Source organism: Desulfomicrobium norvegicum, assembly GCF_900114595.1.
In the GTDB taxonomy this organism is placed as follows: domain Bacteria; phylum Desulfobacterota; class Desulfovibrionia; order Desulfovibrionales; family Desulfomicrobiaceae; genus Desulfomicrobium; species Desulfomicrobium macestii.
Genome location: NZ_FOTO01000001.1, coordinates 829831 through 845109, shown reverse-complemented (window position 1 = coordinate 845109; position 15279 = coordinate 829831). Strand labels below are relative to the sequence as shown.

General features: G+C 55.8%; 11 protein-coding genes. 6 read left to right on the top strand and 5 right to left on the bottom strand.

Translation table 11 applies throughout. The features are described from left to right. Positions 1-57: 57 nt before the first annotated feature. The 6 genes from BMZ24_RS03825 to BMZ24_RS03800 all read left to right on the top strand — a co-directional run bounded on the left by BMZ24_RS03825 (position 58) and on the right by BMZ24_RS03800 (position 10711). A complete protein-coding gene (locus tag BMZ24_RS03825) occupies positions 58-588 on the top strand; it encodes a hypothetical protein (RefSeq protein ID WP_143077826.1) in 531 nt (176 codons plus the stop codon). Positions 589-995: 407 nt separating this feature from the next. Then, the gene (locus BMZ24_RS03820; protein ID WP_092189402.1) at positions 996-7451 is read left to right on the top strand and encodes a DUF5801 repeats-in-toxin domain-containing protein; all 6456 of its coding nucleotides are present in this window, start codon (positions 996-998) and stop codon (positions 7449-7451) included. Between the two features lie 92 nt (positions 7452-7543). After that, positions 7544-8074, top strand: coding sequence for a hypothetical protein (locus tag BMZ24_RS03815; RefSeq protein ID WP_143077825.1), 531 nt, complete (start codon positions 7544-7546; stop codon positions 8072-8074). 140 nt (positions 8075-8214) lie between these two features. Next, the gene (locus BMZ24_RS03810; protein WP_161949023.1) at positions 8215-9546 is read left to right on the top strand and encodes a TolC family outer membrane protein; all 1332 of its coding nucleotides are present in this window, start codon (positions 8215-8217) and stop codon (positions 9544-9546) included. Between the two features lie 427 nt (positions 9547-9973). Then, entirely contained in the window at positions 9974-10306 is a 333-nt protein-coding gene (locus BMZ24_RS20075) for a type II toxin-antitoxin system HicA family toxin (RefSeq protein ID WP_244150275.1), read from the top strand. 9 nt (positions 10307-10315) lie between these two features. Next, entirely contained in the window at positions 10316-10711 is a 396-nt protein-coding gene (locus BMZ24_RS03800) for a type II toxin-antitoxin system HicB family antitoxin (RefSeq protein WP_092189396.1), read from the top strand. Between the two features lie 275 nt (positions 10712-10986). Here the strand turns inward: BMZ24_RS03800 and feoB are convergent, their stop codons facing one another. The 5 genes from feoB to BMZ24_RS03775 form a co-directional block, all read right to left on the bottom strand. After that, the gene (feoB, locus tag BMZ24_RS03795; protein WP_092189394.1) at positions 10987-13140 is read right to left on the bottom strand and encodes a ferrous iron transport protein B; all 2154 of its coding nucleotides are present in this window, start codon (positions 13138-13140) and stop codon (positions 10987-10989) included. Continuing rightward, on the bottom strand, positions 13137-13394 hold the full coding sequence (locus tag BMZ24_RS03790; protein WP_092189392.1) for a FeoA family protein: 258 nt from the start codon (positions 13392-13394) through the stop codon (positions 13137-13139). The genes feoB and BMZ24_RS03790 overlap by 4 nt, the downstream gene beginning before the upstream one ends. Before the next feature lie 85 nt (positions 13395-13479). Then, a complete protein-coding gene (locus BMZ24_RS03785; RefSeq protein ID WP_092189390.1) occupies positions 13480-13641 on the bottom strand; it encodes a FeoB-associated Cys-rich membrane protein in 162 nt (53 codons plus the stop codon). A gap of 473 nt (positions 13642-14114) precedes the next feature. Next, a complete protein-coding gene (locus BMZ24_RS03780; protein WP_092379197.1) occupies positions 14115-14453 on the bottom strand; it encodes a DsrE family protein in 339 nt (112 codons plus the stop codon). A gap of 46 nt (positions 14454-14499) precedes the next feature. Next, positions 14500-15240, bottom strand: coding sequence for an MBL fold metallo-hydrolase (locus BMZ24_RS03775; RefSeq protein ID WP_092189386.1), 741 nt, complete (start codon positions 15238-15240; stop codon positions 14500-14502). Positions 15241-15279: the final 39 nt, after the last annotated feature.

Here is a 15279-nt window from a genome sequence, read left to right as displayed (position 1 = left end):
GACCCTTGCCCGGACCATGAGGCGTAACTGAATGATGAAATGGAAAAAGGTGTGATTATGAACTCCCCTCAAAACGAATATGCGAGCCGCCCTGCTGAAAAAGGGCAGCTCTGGACTCAAGGCGAGGGAGATGTCTTGCTTCGGGTTCTCGAATTCGCGGGTATGCCTGTGCCCGAAAACGGCCTGGTGGTCAGCCCGCCGTTCGGAGGGATGCTGACGGTCTGGCAGGACGGCAGGTACGAATTCGCAGCGCAGTTGGTGGGGGACGCGGCGGAAATGCAGGAGCCGGTATCGACCTTTTACGGCTATGTGGCGGAAGATCTTTACGGCGAGATCGTCGCCGGATCTTTTGTGCTCCCGGGAGAGGACGACAGCCCCGGTCTGATGCATGATTTTCAGGCCTGGTCCCTGCCCGAGCTCATGGATGTCGACGGCGCCGCCGAAGCCCTCTTGCACGGTGGGTATTTTGATACGCAGGACTATTTTGCGCATGATGTGCCGGATGGGCACCATGTCGATACGTTGATCGGTCTCGACCCGGGGATCGACGATCTGACCCGCCTTATTCTCGATTCGCAAAGCTCCTGACCCGTCTTTTATGGCCCGGGCTTTGCGGCCGGGTATCACTTCCTGAAACGCAGCCCTCCTTACCTGCCGATAACGTTCGGCCCATTCAATCCATGAGAGTCCATCTCGTGTCCGCTCGTTGTCCGCGAACGGATGACTCAACTGTCTGTGTTCATACGTAAGTATGAGGCGCAGGGTGAGAGCGTGGGTGGCCTCAGTATTTCTGTGTATGCGTTTTGTTTTTTTAATAAGCAGAAATGATTAGATAAACCAGTAAAAGGATACTTATTTGAGATTCATACCTCGAATAAAATCTTTCATGCTTGACCCTAGCCCTTCCTGCCCGCATAAAAAACGTCAAAGAATTTAAAATGGTTGTAAACGGGCATTAACCCCAAATTTTACATAACCCGAAGGTGGAGGACACCATGGCTGAATCGCAGAATTCCAAACAGAACGTACAGGCCCCAGAAACCGGACAGACCGTCATCGTCAACGCGATCCCCGGTCAGGATATTGTGCTTGAGGCTGCTTTTGATCAGGCCGAAGTGAAGATGGATGGCGGAAATGTGGTTTTTGAATTCGCGAACGGCGGCCAGGTAGTCCTCGATTTCACGGATCTGGGCGAAGCCCAGGCGCCCAATGTGGTCATGCCTGATGGTACGGTTCTGGACATGCAGGAATTTCTGGCAGCTTTGGGTGAGAAGGAAGTGGAGCCTGCGGCTGGGCCTGAGGCTGGTGCTGTAGATAGTGGTGGTGTGGGGCAGTTCCGCGAGGGCGCTGGCGAGGTGATCGACGGCACGGATAAGCTGGATGGACTCGACCCTCGCGAATTTGCGTCCATTGTAGTCGAAGCTCTTGAGGCGGATGTTACGCTCGAAAATCCTCTTCCTACAGCCGGGTTAGTCGCTGGTGTTGTGGATGAGGATGGACTGGGTGAGGGCGCCCCCTATTTCGGCAACTATGACTCAGCATCGGGGGACCATCCTGCTCAACTCCCCTTCGTTGAGGGAAGTCTTTCTTATGATTTTGGAGGCGACGGTCCCAGCATCACGTCTCCCTTCTCCTGGGATACGACCGGACTCGCGGCAAAGGGCGTGACCTCGGAAGGCAATATCCTGTCGTACGAGGTTGTGGACGGCGGCCTGACGCTCAATGCTTACTACTTCGGCTATTCAAACTCTGGTCAGAAGTCTGGCGAGAAAGTGCTTCAGGAAATAGTCAGCACTCCCGAGAAGATCGTTGTCTTCGCCCTTGAACTCACGGATCTCGCCAACGGTGACTACCGCTTCGAGTTGTTTCGGCCGCTGGATCATTCCGCGCCCGGCACGGAAGACGACATCCTCTATAATTTCACTTACACCATCACGGACGGCTCTGGGGATAGCGTCTCGGGCGGCCTGAACATGACCATTGATGATGATCTGCCGGTTTTTGGCGGTATCAACACTGCGACAGACGGCTCCGGTGTGTCCACTACTCTTGAGGTGGAGGCTGGGGACAAGGTATCTTTCGATTGGTTCTTTGATGCCGATGAGCTCATATTCGACCCGTACAGGGATTTTGGTTTTGTGGTCATTAATGGCGAAGCTATCAAGCTGGCCGACGTCGCCCAGGTCGGAACTGAAAACGCGACAAATTGGGCAAGTTTCACGTACGTTGCGGAATCGGACGGCCTGTTGACTATCGGCTTTGGAGTCATGAATGCTGGAGACACTGGTTATGATTCGCACTTGCTGATTGACAATTTGGCAGTCAATGGTGCTCCGGTTGAGAGTTTTGAGAGCGGAAATCTGTCCGATAACTGGACGAAATTGGGGGACGTTGCTGTCGTTACGAGTCACGATGAAGGCGAAGGCGGCCCTTCCGAAGGGGCGTACATGCTGCGCCTGACCTCTGGTGAGACGCCTTTGTCCGAGCTTGAGTCATTCTTTGACCTTGAGGCCGGGGCGCTGAATGCGGTCTCCCTCGGTGACGGAGGCGATATCGCGACGGTTGAAGATGAAAAAATTGATGGCAATGATGAAAGTGACAGCTGGGATAAGATTTTCCGAGGCACCATTGAAGACAACGTCAATTGGGGTGCTGATGGCTTCCGTGGGGCGACCGTCTTCACCGTTGGTGAGGAATCTTTCGAGCCCGGCACCACTGTTTACTGGGATCAGCATGGCAATTTTTTAGGCGCGAATATGCAGCCCATTCCAAGCGAGGGGTTCTCTGCATTCATCTATGATGGGCCGTCTCCGGCCGCCTCCTTGGTAGTGTACGCTAACGGGCAATATGTTTTTGAGCTTTTAGATAACATGCTGCTTGAGCCGAACGATCAGGGCGAGCAGATCAACGTGCTCGGTTCCGTTATTATTACAGGGGTGGATGGCGACTATGACCCTATCGAGGTCCCGCTGACTCTTCGGGTGCAGGACGATGTGCCGACGGTCTCGATGAACGAAAAGTACACACCTGTCGTGTCGAGGGTTTACGAGGATGCGCTTTCCACTGAGGCCGAGCCGACCGACAGCTCTGAAGGCATCCGTGAAGGCGGGATCACGACTGACCACGACACCGTCATCGGCCTTGCCGGTTCACTGTCCGGTCTTGTCGCTGTCAAGCCCGGTGCCGATGGCCTAGGGAGTGTGGCCTTTGGCTTGCTGACCGACACGAGCAAACTGCCGGAGCTGTATTCCGATGGTGTGAAGTTGGGCTATGAAGTGTCCGACAACACGCTGACCGCGAAAGCTGGAAGCACGACCATCTTCACGCTGACGGTGAACGTCGACGGCAGCTGGTCATTTGATCTTGACGGTCAGCTGGATCATGTTCCGGGCAGTGAGGACACGGGCGTGTCCCTGCTTACGGGCTATGCTGATGATGAGCCGAAGGGCGTCGACGGGATCGACTTCTCCTCTTTGGTTGGGGTGAAGGTGACGGACGCTGATGGCGACGAGGCGACATTGGACGGCTTGGACAAAGGCTCCTTCAAGATAGTGGTTGAGAATGATGTTCCGACTGTCTCGATGAGTGAGGAATTCAGGCCTATCGAGGCGAAGGTTTACGAGGATGCTCTTTCCACGAAAGCAGAGCCGACCGACAGTTCCGAAGGCATCCGTGAAGGCGGGATCACGACTGACCACGACACCGTCATCGGCCTTGCCGGTTCTCTGTCCGGTCTTGTCGCTGTCAAGCCCGGTGCCGATGGTCCGGGGAGTGTGGCCTTTGGCATGCGGGACGACACGAGCAAACTGCCGGAGCTGTATTCCGATGGTGTGAAGTTGGGCTATGAAGTGTCCGACAACACGCTGACCGCGAAAGCTGGAAGCACGACCATCTTCACGCTGACGGTGAACGTCGACGGCAGCTGGTCATTTGATCTTGACGGTCAGCTGGATCATGTTCCGGGCAGTGGGGACACGGGCGTGTCCCTGCTTACGGGCTATGCTGATGATGGGCCGAAGGGCGTCGACGGGATCGACTTCTCCTCCTTGGTTGGGGTGAAGGTGACGGACGCTGATGGCGACGAGGCGACATTGGACGGCTTGGACAAAGGCTCCTTCAAGATCGTGGTCGAGAATGATGTGCCAAAAGTCGAAGTCGTGACTGCGAATGATCCTGCAAACCTACTCGTTCTCTCCAACTTCGATTTCGCGAGTTCGGCTGGCTATCACAACAGCTATGGATACTACTTCAAGGGTGAAGGCGATATTCCCACGAACGGTGTTGTGGTTTGGAACGACGTGCATGACTATGGCCAGGAGCCATCAACGATTACCGTTTCTGGCTACACTCAGGATCAGATCGGGTTTTTTATAATACCAAATGGAGGCAACAGAAATTCTTTCCTCTCCGATAACGCGAAGGTAGTTTTCGACCAGGTTGACGGCAAGTGGCAAGCATTTCTTGATAATGGTTCCGGGGGAAAGGGTTCGCCCCTTGCCGGTAACGATTTCCCAGTGATTTTCGATGAGCCATCTCTTAATGCTGACGGGCGTGACTACATGGAGGATAAACCCAAAACGGAAGGCAATCAGAACTGGGAGGATCTCCCGCTTTCTGGGCCGGACGCCGACTTTAACGACGTCAACATCAATGCCCAGTGGACGCAGGCTTCTAACGGCCTTTTGGTGGTTGATGAGTCGAACTTCGAGATTAATGCCACCTTGGATTTGAGCGGCGCCTTCAAAGTTAATTACGGGGCTGATGGGCCTGGCGGGGCGTTAACCTATGCATTTGATCTTAAAGACGGTGCTTCCGGCTTGTTTGATACTGCCACCGATCTGGAAGTAATCCTGAGATCAAACACAAATAATACACTGGTACAAGGGTATATTGACAATAATGGTGTGAAGAGTGTCGTTTTTGAAATGAGCGTTGACGGGAATGGCGTGGTGACTTTGGATCAGCAGCGCGCTGTTGTGCATGATGATGCAAGAGATCCGATCGAAGCTCTTGATTCCGCCGCCAGGATTAACTCCGGTTTGATATCCCTTGTCGCGACTGCAACTGACGGCGATCACGATACGCATTCCGCTTCCCTCGATGTTGGCCAGATGGTTCGCTTCGAGGATGATGGGCCTAGTGCTGCGAATGCTGCAAGAACATTTGTTGAACAGATTCCTGTCCATGTTTCTGGATTCCAGGCAGGATTTGTCAGTGCGTCACCAAGTAATAACGTATTGGCTTCTCCTACAGATTTAGACGCTGATCCACTTTCAGATGCATATTATTGGGGTGGTGATTCAACGACAGGCTCGGGCTATAAGTTTGTCGACAAAGATGACTTAAGAGTATTCTCTGATAATCTGGCAGGGTCGCCTTTTGAATTGGGAAAATTTTCTCATATAAACCGTCCAATTGGATCTGGGAGCAGTGTCACTTCAGTAGACTTGCGTGTGAAGTTCATGGTGAACGGGGAGCTCGTCGAGCATACGATCAGGCTTAGTCACGATGAAACGACAAATATTGATAATAATCCTGTTGCGTCTAAAGACGAGATCACGATAAATTCAGCAAGCTTTAGCCAACAGTTCTCAGTAGCTGGGCAGCAGTTTGAGTTGAAGATTCTTGGATTTGTCAAATCTGATGGCAGCATAGCAACGGGAATATCGACTTTCGAAAATAATGTTGACTCGGAAGGCGGCCCAGAGGAGTTCCCGCTTATGGCGACCATCTCCCCTGTAACTGCTCCAGTTATTGCGGGCAAAGTTAATCCTGATTTCGGCGCTGACGGTCGAGGCGAGGTGATTTGGGGCGACGTGAAACATCCTGGCGCTGATGGCGAGGATGATTACTACGTTACTGAGACGCCATACGGGACGTTTACCGGCTATGCTGATGGTTCGTATAAGTTTGTGCGGAGTTCATTTGACGTCAATGACTCTGTCAAGCTGGATTTTGGATACAAGGTTGTCGATGGTGATGATGATGTGGCTAGGGCGAAATTGAGCCTGACGATTACTGATTCCAGCGAGGTGACGGCGACGAACGATACAGGCGGTAGTGCTGGAGCTACTGCTGTGATTGGCACAGATGCAGTCAATTTTGTCGAAGTAGTTCCTAGTGTCCTGTCGACTATTCCGCTTAATATTCAAAATATTGTTGCAAATCCAAGTGATGCTAACGCGGGTGATTTATTAGGGGATAATAGTCGGGCAACAGTGGTTTCCGACACTTTTTCTACGGATATGCCAACGACATTAAATGCACATGTTAAAATTATCGGCTATTTCAAAGGATTTTTTTCTGAAGACGATGTTAAGGTTCGGCTTGAAGTAGAGACAGATGATTCTTGGCAGACGGTGGAAACTAAAGATTTCAGAGGGAATTCCGAGATTACTACCCCATTTCAGGTGCCGTCTGCAGGGACATATCGTTTTGTTTTAGACGCAGACGACGATACACTTTTAAACGATCTTTACGTAACTCTCAGTGTGGACGGCAATATTTTTCAAATTACTCCAGAGGGGAGAAACAACATAACTTTGAGCTTCGACGACGTCGATTGGGTTCTGGCGGGTCAGGTTAGCGGCAACGTGCTCTTGAATGATCTCCAGGGTGTCGAAGGGGCCTTGGTTGCTGAAGTGGGCAGTAGCGCTGTTCATTTCGGAGGAACAGTGATTGAGGGAACTTATGGCAGTTTGACCATTCATCCTGATGGTGCCTACTCTTATACCCCGAGCTATGCCCCTGATGATACGGATTACATTGGCGGTACGCTGACCGAGAGCTTTACCTATAAACTGGTTCAGCCTGACGGAGACTCCGACACCGCAACTCTGACCTTCGATGTGACCCCGCAGCTGCCTGTTAACGCAATTGAGGCTGATGCTTCGCACGTGGCCCAGGGCTACGATCAAGCTGATGATTTTATCTTTGGAACCAGTGGCGATGATACCTTGTACGGCCTGGCTGGGAATGATTACATCAACGGAGGATCTGGCGACGATTCCATCCTTGGCGGAGACGGCAATGATCATCTTATCGGCGCGGCTGGGGATGACACATTGGTTGGTGGTGACGGGGATGATCTTCTGACCGGTGGTGCAGGTGACGATAGTATGACCGGCGGCAACGGTGTCGACGTGTTCAAGTATGTCGACGGCGATTTGGCTGATGTCGATGCTGGCGACATCATCGCGGACTTCAACTATCAGCAGGATCACCTCGATTTGTCAGAGCTGCTTGACGGGGCTACGACGGATAATTTGGGCGGATATCTCCATGTTGATAGTTTCTCGGACACACAGATTAAGCTCAGTGTTGATGCTGACGGCGGTGGGAATGACTTCACCACTCTCGCGACGATCAACATCAGCAACTTGGATTCAGACATAAATCAATTAAATGTGCTCAACGAAATGATTACCGATGGTGTGCTCAAGATTGGCTAAAAGATTCAGGGGGGAGGTTTTTCCTTTCCCCCCCCCTCTTTTTTGGCTTTTTGTACGTCAAAGAATAAGAGCTTTTTAAACTTGGTGACATCATGGATCATCCGTTCACGAATAATGAAATGCCCCAGCACGCTCAAACCGGCCACTTCTGGCCCGAGCCGAAATCTTCGGATTTTCTGCGCGTCGTGGAATTCGCGGGTTTCCAGGTTCCCGAGGACGGGTTGGTTCTGGCTCCGCCCTACGGGGGGGAGCTTACCGTCTGGCCTGATGGGCAGTATTCGTTTGTCTGCCCCGTTTCCGGGGATGGCGGACAATCCATGGTCGCGACGTATTACAGTTATATTGCCGAAGCCGTGGATGGCACGACAACCCTGGGCTCCTTTGCCCTGGGCGAAAAGACCCCGGAAGAGACCATGCCGGATTTTCAGGGCTGGTCGCTGGATGATATCCTGGCTTTGGATGATGTTGTCGGCTTGTCCGTGGATGGGCTTGGCTCCGTGTTGGAGCTTTCCGGGCTTGATGCTGGAACCCATGTCGGCGTGGACTTGGATTTGAGCTTGGACGCTGTGGGGTTTTCGGTCGATGTTCTTGAACACGTGATCAAGACTTCGTACGAATCGTGACTTGTCTTACATACAAGTAGGACGTTGGTTTTTATTAAAAGGGAGTGCAAATCTCCCTTTTTTCGTTTACAAGCTCCACTGCGATCATTACATGAAAGCAAAATAAGTCCATGTTTTACCCTAGCAAGGAGAGGAAGTTTATGAACGCAAAAAAATTAGGCCTTACTCTTGTCTTATCTGTGATGCTTTCGGCCGGAGTGGCTGCGGCCGAAGATGACATCACCCTCCAGAAAAGTGTCATCGACACCCTGCGCTATGCCCCGCGCCTGGAAATGATCAAACACAACCGAGAAGCGGTGGGGCATGACTTGGACAAGTCTAAGGGCCGCTGGTATCCCAAACTCGACATTCGTGGCGGGTATGGTTCTGATTCCTACAATTCCGAACTCAACAACGGGAATGACGGCGATTGGGATTCCCGTGGCGAGATCTCCGCGATCCTGAGCCAGCGTCTTTATGACGGTGGCGAGGCTTCCAGTCAGATCCGTCTGGATGAAAGACGCGCCGCTTCCCTGGACTACCGCGTTTTCGACAACGCCGAGTCCCTGGCTCTGGATGCTGTCATCGCCAACCTCGAAGTGTATCGCCAGCGCGAACTGCTCTTCCTGGCCGAAGAGAACGCCAAGGCCCACCGCGACATCCTGTCTTCCCTCAAGGAGCGCGAGGAGGCCGGTGCAGGCAGTGTGGCGGACGTGACCCAGACCCAGGGCCGCCTGTCCATGGCCCAGGCCTCCATCGAAAAGACCCGTTCCGCCCTGCAGGCGGCTTTGAATGAATACCAGCGCCTGACCGGCGTGCTGCCCGGCAAGATCGCCGTTGATCCCTATCCGCAGGACCTCATCCCCGCTTCCCTGGACGACATGACCGCCCAGGCCGTCGGCAACAATCCCAAGATCAACGCCGCCGGCGAAGACGTCAACGCCGAGGCCGAGCGCATCAACATCGCCAAGGCAAATTACCATCCCTATGTGTATTTTGAGCTGTCCTCCGCCTATTCCGACGGCGTAGAGAATCAGGAAACTTGGGAGCGCACTGACGCTGCCATGGTCCGTTTCAACTGGAACCTGTTCAACGGCGGTTCCGACGTGGCCGGTCACAAGGCCACCAAGGCTCGCAAGCGCCAGGCCGAAGCCGACAAGTCCGACCTGACCCTGGCGGTCGAAAACGAAACCAAGACCACGTGGGCGCAGTACAAGTCCTCCCTGAACGAGGTGAAGGAATACACCTCTGCCGTACAGTACAACCGCAACACCAAGGAAATCTACCTGGAGCAGTTCGGCGTGGCACAGCGCAGCTTGCTCGACGTGCTCGACTCCGAGAACGAAGTGTTCCAGTCTTCCAGCCAGCTGGTCACCTCCAGCGTGAACGAGCAGATCGCGGCCTACAAGCTCATGGCCCTTTCCGGCAACCTGATCTCCGCTCTTGGCGTTGATCCGGCTCTCTACAAGGATCCTGCGGCCCAGGCTGAGTAATGGCCGATTGATTCGAGGCGAAGGCCGACTTCGCCCCGATTTGATTCCCAAGCCCTTGCCGGAAAACTTCGGCAAGGGTTTTTTGCTTCACGCATAAAATTCCATGGACAGTGTTACTTGGCCGCGCTAGGTAGCGAATGGCTTGTAGGCGGACTGCGCAGTCCGTCGCATCGGCAAGGGAAATGTTTTTTCAAATGCATTTTAAGGAGCAGAAATGCTTGCAGATTTTGGAAAGAGACTGGTTCTGGGCCTGATTGCCGCCGCATGCGTGGTGGGAGTGCATGCAGCCATGGTTTTTTCCTCGGTGGGATAATTCCGCCGCGAATGGCCTGATCCCGGGCCACGTGCCAAGACAACCTGCGTTACAAGAACGCCCCTGACGACCCTGTGCTTCTGCGCGGGGTCTTTGCTTTTTTGCAGGCCACGCGTGTGGATTTTTCTCTTGCCGCTCCTTATCCCGCTTCGGTGTCATCCCTGCGATTTTTTGCCCGCCTTGGATGGACGGGGCGATGCTCCTCCTGTTTTTACAGTCGGCAAAGAGCTTGACGCCAGAGTTGTGGTGGTTATCATAACCACCATGGGAAGCGCTGAACTTATCAAGAAGCTGGAAGCTGACGGGTGGCTGTTTCGCAGGGCCAGGGGGAGCCACCATGTGTACGTGCATCCCGAAAAGCCTGGGCATGTGGTTGTGCCGCACCCGCGAAAGGATTTGGGAAAAGGGCTGACGCATCAGATCATGAATGCCGCCGGTCTCAACTAGGGAGGAAGCATGAAATTCGTCATCGCCATAGAGCCGGGGACCGAGACCACCGCGTACGGTGTGGTTGTGCCTGATCTTCCGGGCTGTTTTTCTGCGGGTGATACCCTGGAAGAAGCCATGGACAACGCTCGGGAGGCCATTGATTTGTGGTGCGAGGCCGCCATCGAGGCCGGTCGCGATATCCCGGTCTTGAAATCCATAGCCGAGCATCAGGCCCGGCCGGAGTTCGACGGCTGGATTTGGGCTGCGGTCGAAGCGCCTGTTGAACGGTATTTCGGCCCGGCGGCCAAGCTCAATATCACTCTTCCAAAGCTTCTGCTGGCCAAGATCGACACCTACGCCGCCAACCATGGAATGAGTCGTTCCGGTTTCCTGGCCGAGGCCGCAAGGAAGGCCATGCGCTAGGAGCCTGGAAGCCCATTGCGCAAGACGCCCGCTTTCGATTGGAAGCGGGCGTTTTTTACTGGTGACGTTGCCGATGGGTTACGGCGAAGTTTTTTCCAGAGGCCATGTTCCGCTCCGTCCCGGTGTCATCATCTGTGAAGACGAAGGACCCACGGTTCTCATCCATGTCCACTAGTGCTGCGCGTTACGCGCATGGCGCCAAAAAAAGGGCCGGGGCGGCAGGGCATGGCCCTGCCGCCCCGGTGGAGGGGGAGGTTGATCGAGGGAAAACGTTTTTAAAGGGCCATGCCGACCTGATAAATGCTCACGGATATGCCATAGGCCAGGATCGTATTGAAACCCACCGAAAAGGCGGCCCATTTCCAGCCGATCTCCCGGCCGATGACGGCCACGGTCACGAAGCAGGGCGCGTAGAGCAGCACAAAGGCGATGAGGCTGACAGCCACCCACATGTTCCAGGCCGGATCGGTGCGCAGCTTCTCGGACAGGCCGGTGCTCTCCTCCGGATCGACTTCGCCGAGGGAGTAGGCGGTGCCAAGGCTTGAGACGATGACTTCCTTGGCTGCGAAGCCTCCCAGAAGGGCGATGTTGGTGCGCCAGTCGAATCCGGCGGGCTTGGAGACGGGCTCAAGAGCCGTGCCGACCATACCGGCCAGCGAAGAGCGCAGTGCTTCCTGGGCTTCGGCGTTGTCGATGACGGCCAGGGCTTCTTCCATGGCTGCGTCGCTCTCCCAGGTCATGGCCTCGATGCCGGCGCGTTCGTTTGCGAAGCGTGCGGTCTGCTCCTCGGACGGGCCCGGAAAGGTCATGGCCGCCCAGAGCAGGATGGAGATGGCCAGGATCACGGTGCCGGCCTTCTTGATGTACTGCCAGACCCGCTCCCAAGTGTGCAGGCACATGCCTTTCAAGGTGGGCATGCGGTACGGCGGCAGTTCCATGACAAAAGGCGTGGCCTCGCCCTTGATGACGGTGGAGCGCAGGATGCGGGCCGAGACAAGGGCCATGACCCATCCGCCAAGGGTGATCCAGAACAGCGCGCTGGCGCCGGCTCCCGGGAAAAAGGCGGCGGCCAGAAGCAGGAAGACGGGTACCTTGGCTCCGCAGCTAAGGAAGGGCGCGGTCAGGACGGTTGCGATCTTTTCCTTGGGGCTGCGCAGGGTGCGTGCCGCCATTACGCCGGGCACGGCGCAGCCGCCGGGTATGCCGCCGGAGATGATGAAGGGCATGACCGAGCAGCCGTGCAGCCCGAAGATGCGGAAGACGCGGTCGAGCATGTAGGCCATGCGCGCCATGTACCCGGAATCCTCCAGGAAGGAGAGAAAGAAGAACATGATCATGATCAGCGGCGTGAAGCCGAGTACGCCGCCCACACCGTCAATGATGCCGGATACGATGAGCGAGCTGAGCAGGCCTTCGGGCAGGATGGCGGTGGCCGTTTCGCTGAGCCAGCCGAACAGCGCTTCCACCCAGCCCATGGGCACTTCACCCAGCGTGAAGGTCAGCTCGAACATCAGATAGATGATGGCGAACATGAGAAAAGGTCCGGCCAGACGATTGGTCAGCACCATGTCCAGTTTGTCGGTGATGTCGAAGCGGGCCTGGGTCGTGGGCCGTGTGACCACTCCGTCCTTCAGGAGCCCGGTAATGAACCCGTAGCGGTAGTCGGCGATGAGGCATTCGGGCTCGGTGTTCAGGGTCTTGCGACAATGCTCGGCCAGGGTGCCGGTCAGTTCCAGCAGGCGCGAGTGCACATCCGGGAAGGATTCCCCCAAGGCCAGGACTTCGGCATCGTTTTCCAGATACTTGAGACCGAGCCAGCGGGATGGATAGCGGCCATCGAGAAAATTCGAGGACTCGATCAGTTCCTGCATGACGTTGAGAGTCTCGTCGAGGTCGTGACCGTAGGAGATGCGCAGTTCCCTTCGCGCGGGGCGACGTTCGAGCATGGCCGTGCGCGCCTCCTGCAGAAGATTTTCGCGCCCCTCGCCGGTTCTCGCCACCATTTCGAGGATAGGGGTGCCTAGAAGCTTGGAGAGACGCCCAGTGTCGATGCTGACGCCTTTGCGCCGGACCTCGTCCATCATGTTCAGCGCCACGATGACCGGAGTGCCAAGCTCCAGGATTTGCAGTACAAGATAGAGTGAGCGCTCCAGATTGGTCGCGTCCAGCACCGCCACCACTGCGTCGGGATTTTTCTCGATCAGAAAATTTCGCGCAACCAGTTCGTCCTGGGTGTAGGCGGTCAGGGAGTAGGTTCCCGGCAGGTCGACCACGGTGATGTCGAGCTCTTCGATCTTGAGGCGGCCTTCGCGTTTTTCGACGGTGATGCCGGGGTAGTTGCCCACGTGCTGCCTGGCGCCGGTCAGGTTGTTGAACAGGGTCGTCTTTCCGGAATTGGGGTTGCCCATCAGGGCCATGGTGGCGTTCATTGACGGTTTTCTCCGCTGTTGTTCACGTTGACCATGATCAGGTCGGCTTCATTGTTGCGCAGGGTCAGGGTAAAATCGCGCAGGCGCAGGGCCACCGGGTCTTTTAGCGGCGCGCGGCCCACGATGGTGACCTGTGTCCCGGGTACAAGCCCCATGTCGCGAATGCGTCTGCCAAGCTCGCCAGAGGCGCTGATGGAATCGATGATGCCGGACTGATCGGCCTGCATGGACCTGAGGGTAATGGTTGAATTCATGGCGGCTCCGAGTTAGTTGTGTCTAATCATGTGTGTAAAAAAATACCTCTTTGCAGAGGAATGACGGCGAGGAGGATTTTGAAAATCAGCTTTTTTTGGAACGGCAGTCTCCAAGCGGTTTGGGTTCAAGGTTGTTGGAACAACCCGAACAGCCGCAGCATGGGTCGCTTTTCCTGAAGTGTCGTCGCAGCAGGTAGATTGCCGCAATGGCTATCACGCCAAGGGTGATGAAAAGATCAAGATTCATAACGTCTCCGGAATTGTTTGTCGTGGTGAACTTATTATGCGGGCGGATGGGTGGAAGTCAATAAAAAAATTAGTCGTGGTGAATTATTTTTTGGGGTGAAATGTGATTCGTGGTGGGCGGGGTCAAAATTAATCCGGTCGTGGTTGTGACGAATGTACCGTAGGGGCAGACCTGCGTGTCTGCCCTTTCCCGCGATGCCGGGCGGTCACGCAGGGCGGAATGCCGGGCGTTTACGCAGGACCAAGGCAGGGCGGTCACGCAGGACCAAAGGCCGGGCGGTCACGCAGGACCAAAGGCAGGGCGGTCACGTAGGACCGCCCCTACGATAGGCGCGGATTTGGTTGACGGGTCGTGATTAATTCGGTCGGGGTTATGATGAATGCACCGTAGGGGCAGACCTGCGTGTCTGCCCTCTCCCGCGATGCCGGGCGGTCACGCGGGGCCAAAGGCAGGGCGGTCACGTAGGACCGCCCCTACGGTTTGATGTACGCGCAGCCCTGCTGCTGCAATTTGATCAGGGCGACTACGCCGGCGGGGACGGTTTCGCATCCGGGGCAGAGGTCTTCCTCGGGGATTTCGAAGGCGCGCAGGGCGTTCTGGCACACGAAGACCGTCACTTCGGACTGGATCAGGTTCTTGATGCGCGTCAGGAATTCGTCCTCGCCGTTCTTGCGGAAAAATTTGACCGCGGGTCCATTGACCAGCAGATTGATGCGTGCTCCCGGCTTGGCGGCGCGCAGGTTTTCCATGTTGGTCAGGGCGATGCGCAGAACCTTTTCTTCGTCCAGGTCCAGGTGAAAGACGACCTTCATCGAGATCTCCTCGGTTGATGTTGAAAATTGCATTGATACAGGCGGACTACGATCCGGTGCCGATGCCGCGATTACTCAAGTTGTCCCGGTGTGTGCTGGCGTAAAACGGGGACAGCCCTTCAGGCAAGAGCCTGTTTTGGCCCTGGCGCAAGCCGTCGAGATAGTCGATGGTGCCGTCCAGGATGTCCTTGCCGCCCATGGGCCCGTGCGATGGGATGACCCTACACGCTCCCGGGTGCTTGCGCCAGCGCAGAAGCTCCCCTATCCACGCATCGAGGTCGCAGTCCGCGGGCACGCAGGGCAGGGGCAGTTCCACCGCGTCCCCGGCCAGCAGAAGCTCCATTTCCGGGATGAAGGCCACGAGGGTGTCCGGGGTGTGTCCGGGCAGGGAGTGCAGCTGGACCGTGAGGCCACCGAGGTCAAGGTCGAGGCGGCCTTCGAAGGTGATGTGCGGGGGGATGAGCTTGACCTCGTCCCACTTGCCCGGTTCCCGGGCCTGCATGTCGGCCAGGGTCTGCCCGGCCTCGACCTCGAACCGCCGGGCGCAGTCCGAGTGGCCGATGACGACGGGATTGTCCAGGGCGGCCGTGCCCTGCACGTGGTCCCAGTCGGCGTGGCTGTAGACGGCCAGACACTGCTGTCCGGCGCAGATTTGGGCGAAGCTGGCCATGTCGCGCGGACTGGTCAAGGTGTCCCAGATCAGGCAGAACCGGGTTCCCCGGATCAGGACGCTACGGACCGAAAATTCCCCCGCGTCGATTTCATGGATCGCGCTGAAGTGGCTCATGGCGGTCGCTTACGGTGTTTTTGGCGGGCAGGGAAGAGG

Coding starts and splice junctions, on each gene's coding strand:
- BMZ24_RS03825 (WP_143077826.1), top strand. CDS start 58: ATGAACTCCCCTCAAAACGAATATGCGAGCCGCCCTGCTGAAAAAGGG.
- BMZ24_RS03820 (WP_092189402.1), top strand. CDS start 996: ATGGCTGAATCGCAGAATTCCAAACAGAACGTACAGGCCCCAGAAACC.
- BMZ24_RS03815 (WP_143077825.1), top strand. CDS start 7,544: ATGGATCATCCGTTCACGAATAATGAAATGCCCCAGCACGCTCAAACC.
- BMZ24_RS03810 (WP_161949023.1), top strand. CDS start 8,215: ATGAACGCAAAAAAATTAGGCCTTACTCTTGTCTTATCTGTGATGCTT.
- BMZ24_RS03800 (WP_092189396.1), top strand. CDS start 10,316: ATGAAATTCGTCATCGCCATAGAGCCGGGGACCGAGACCACCGCGTAC.
- feoB (WP_092189394.1), bottom strand. CDS start 13,140: ATGAACGCCACCATGGCCCTGATGGGCAACCCCAATTCCGGAAAGACG.
- BMZ24_RS03790 (WP_092189392.1), bottom strand. CDS start 13,394: ATGAATTCAACCATTACCCTCAGGTCCATGCAGGCCGATCAGTCCGGC.
- BMZ24_RS03785 (WP_092189390.1), bottom strand. CDS start 13,641: ATGAATCTTGATCTTTTCATCACCCTTGGCGTGATAGCCATTGCGGCA.
- BMZ24_RS03780 (WP_092379197.1), bottom strand. CDS start 14,453: ATGAAGGTCGTCTTTCACCTGGACCTGGACGAAGAAAAGGTTCTGCGC.
- BMZ24_RS03775 (WP_092189386.1), bottom strand. CDS start 15,240: ATGAGCCACTTCAGCGCGATCCATGAAATCGACGCGGGGGAATTTTCG.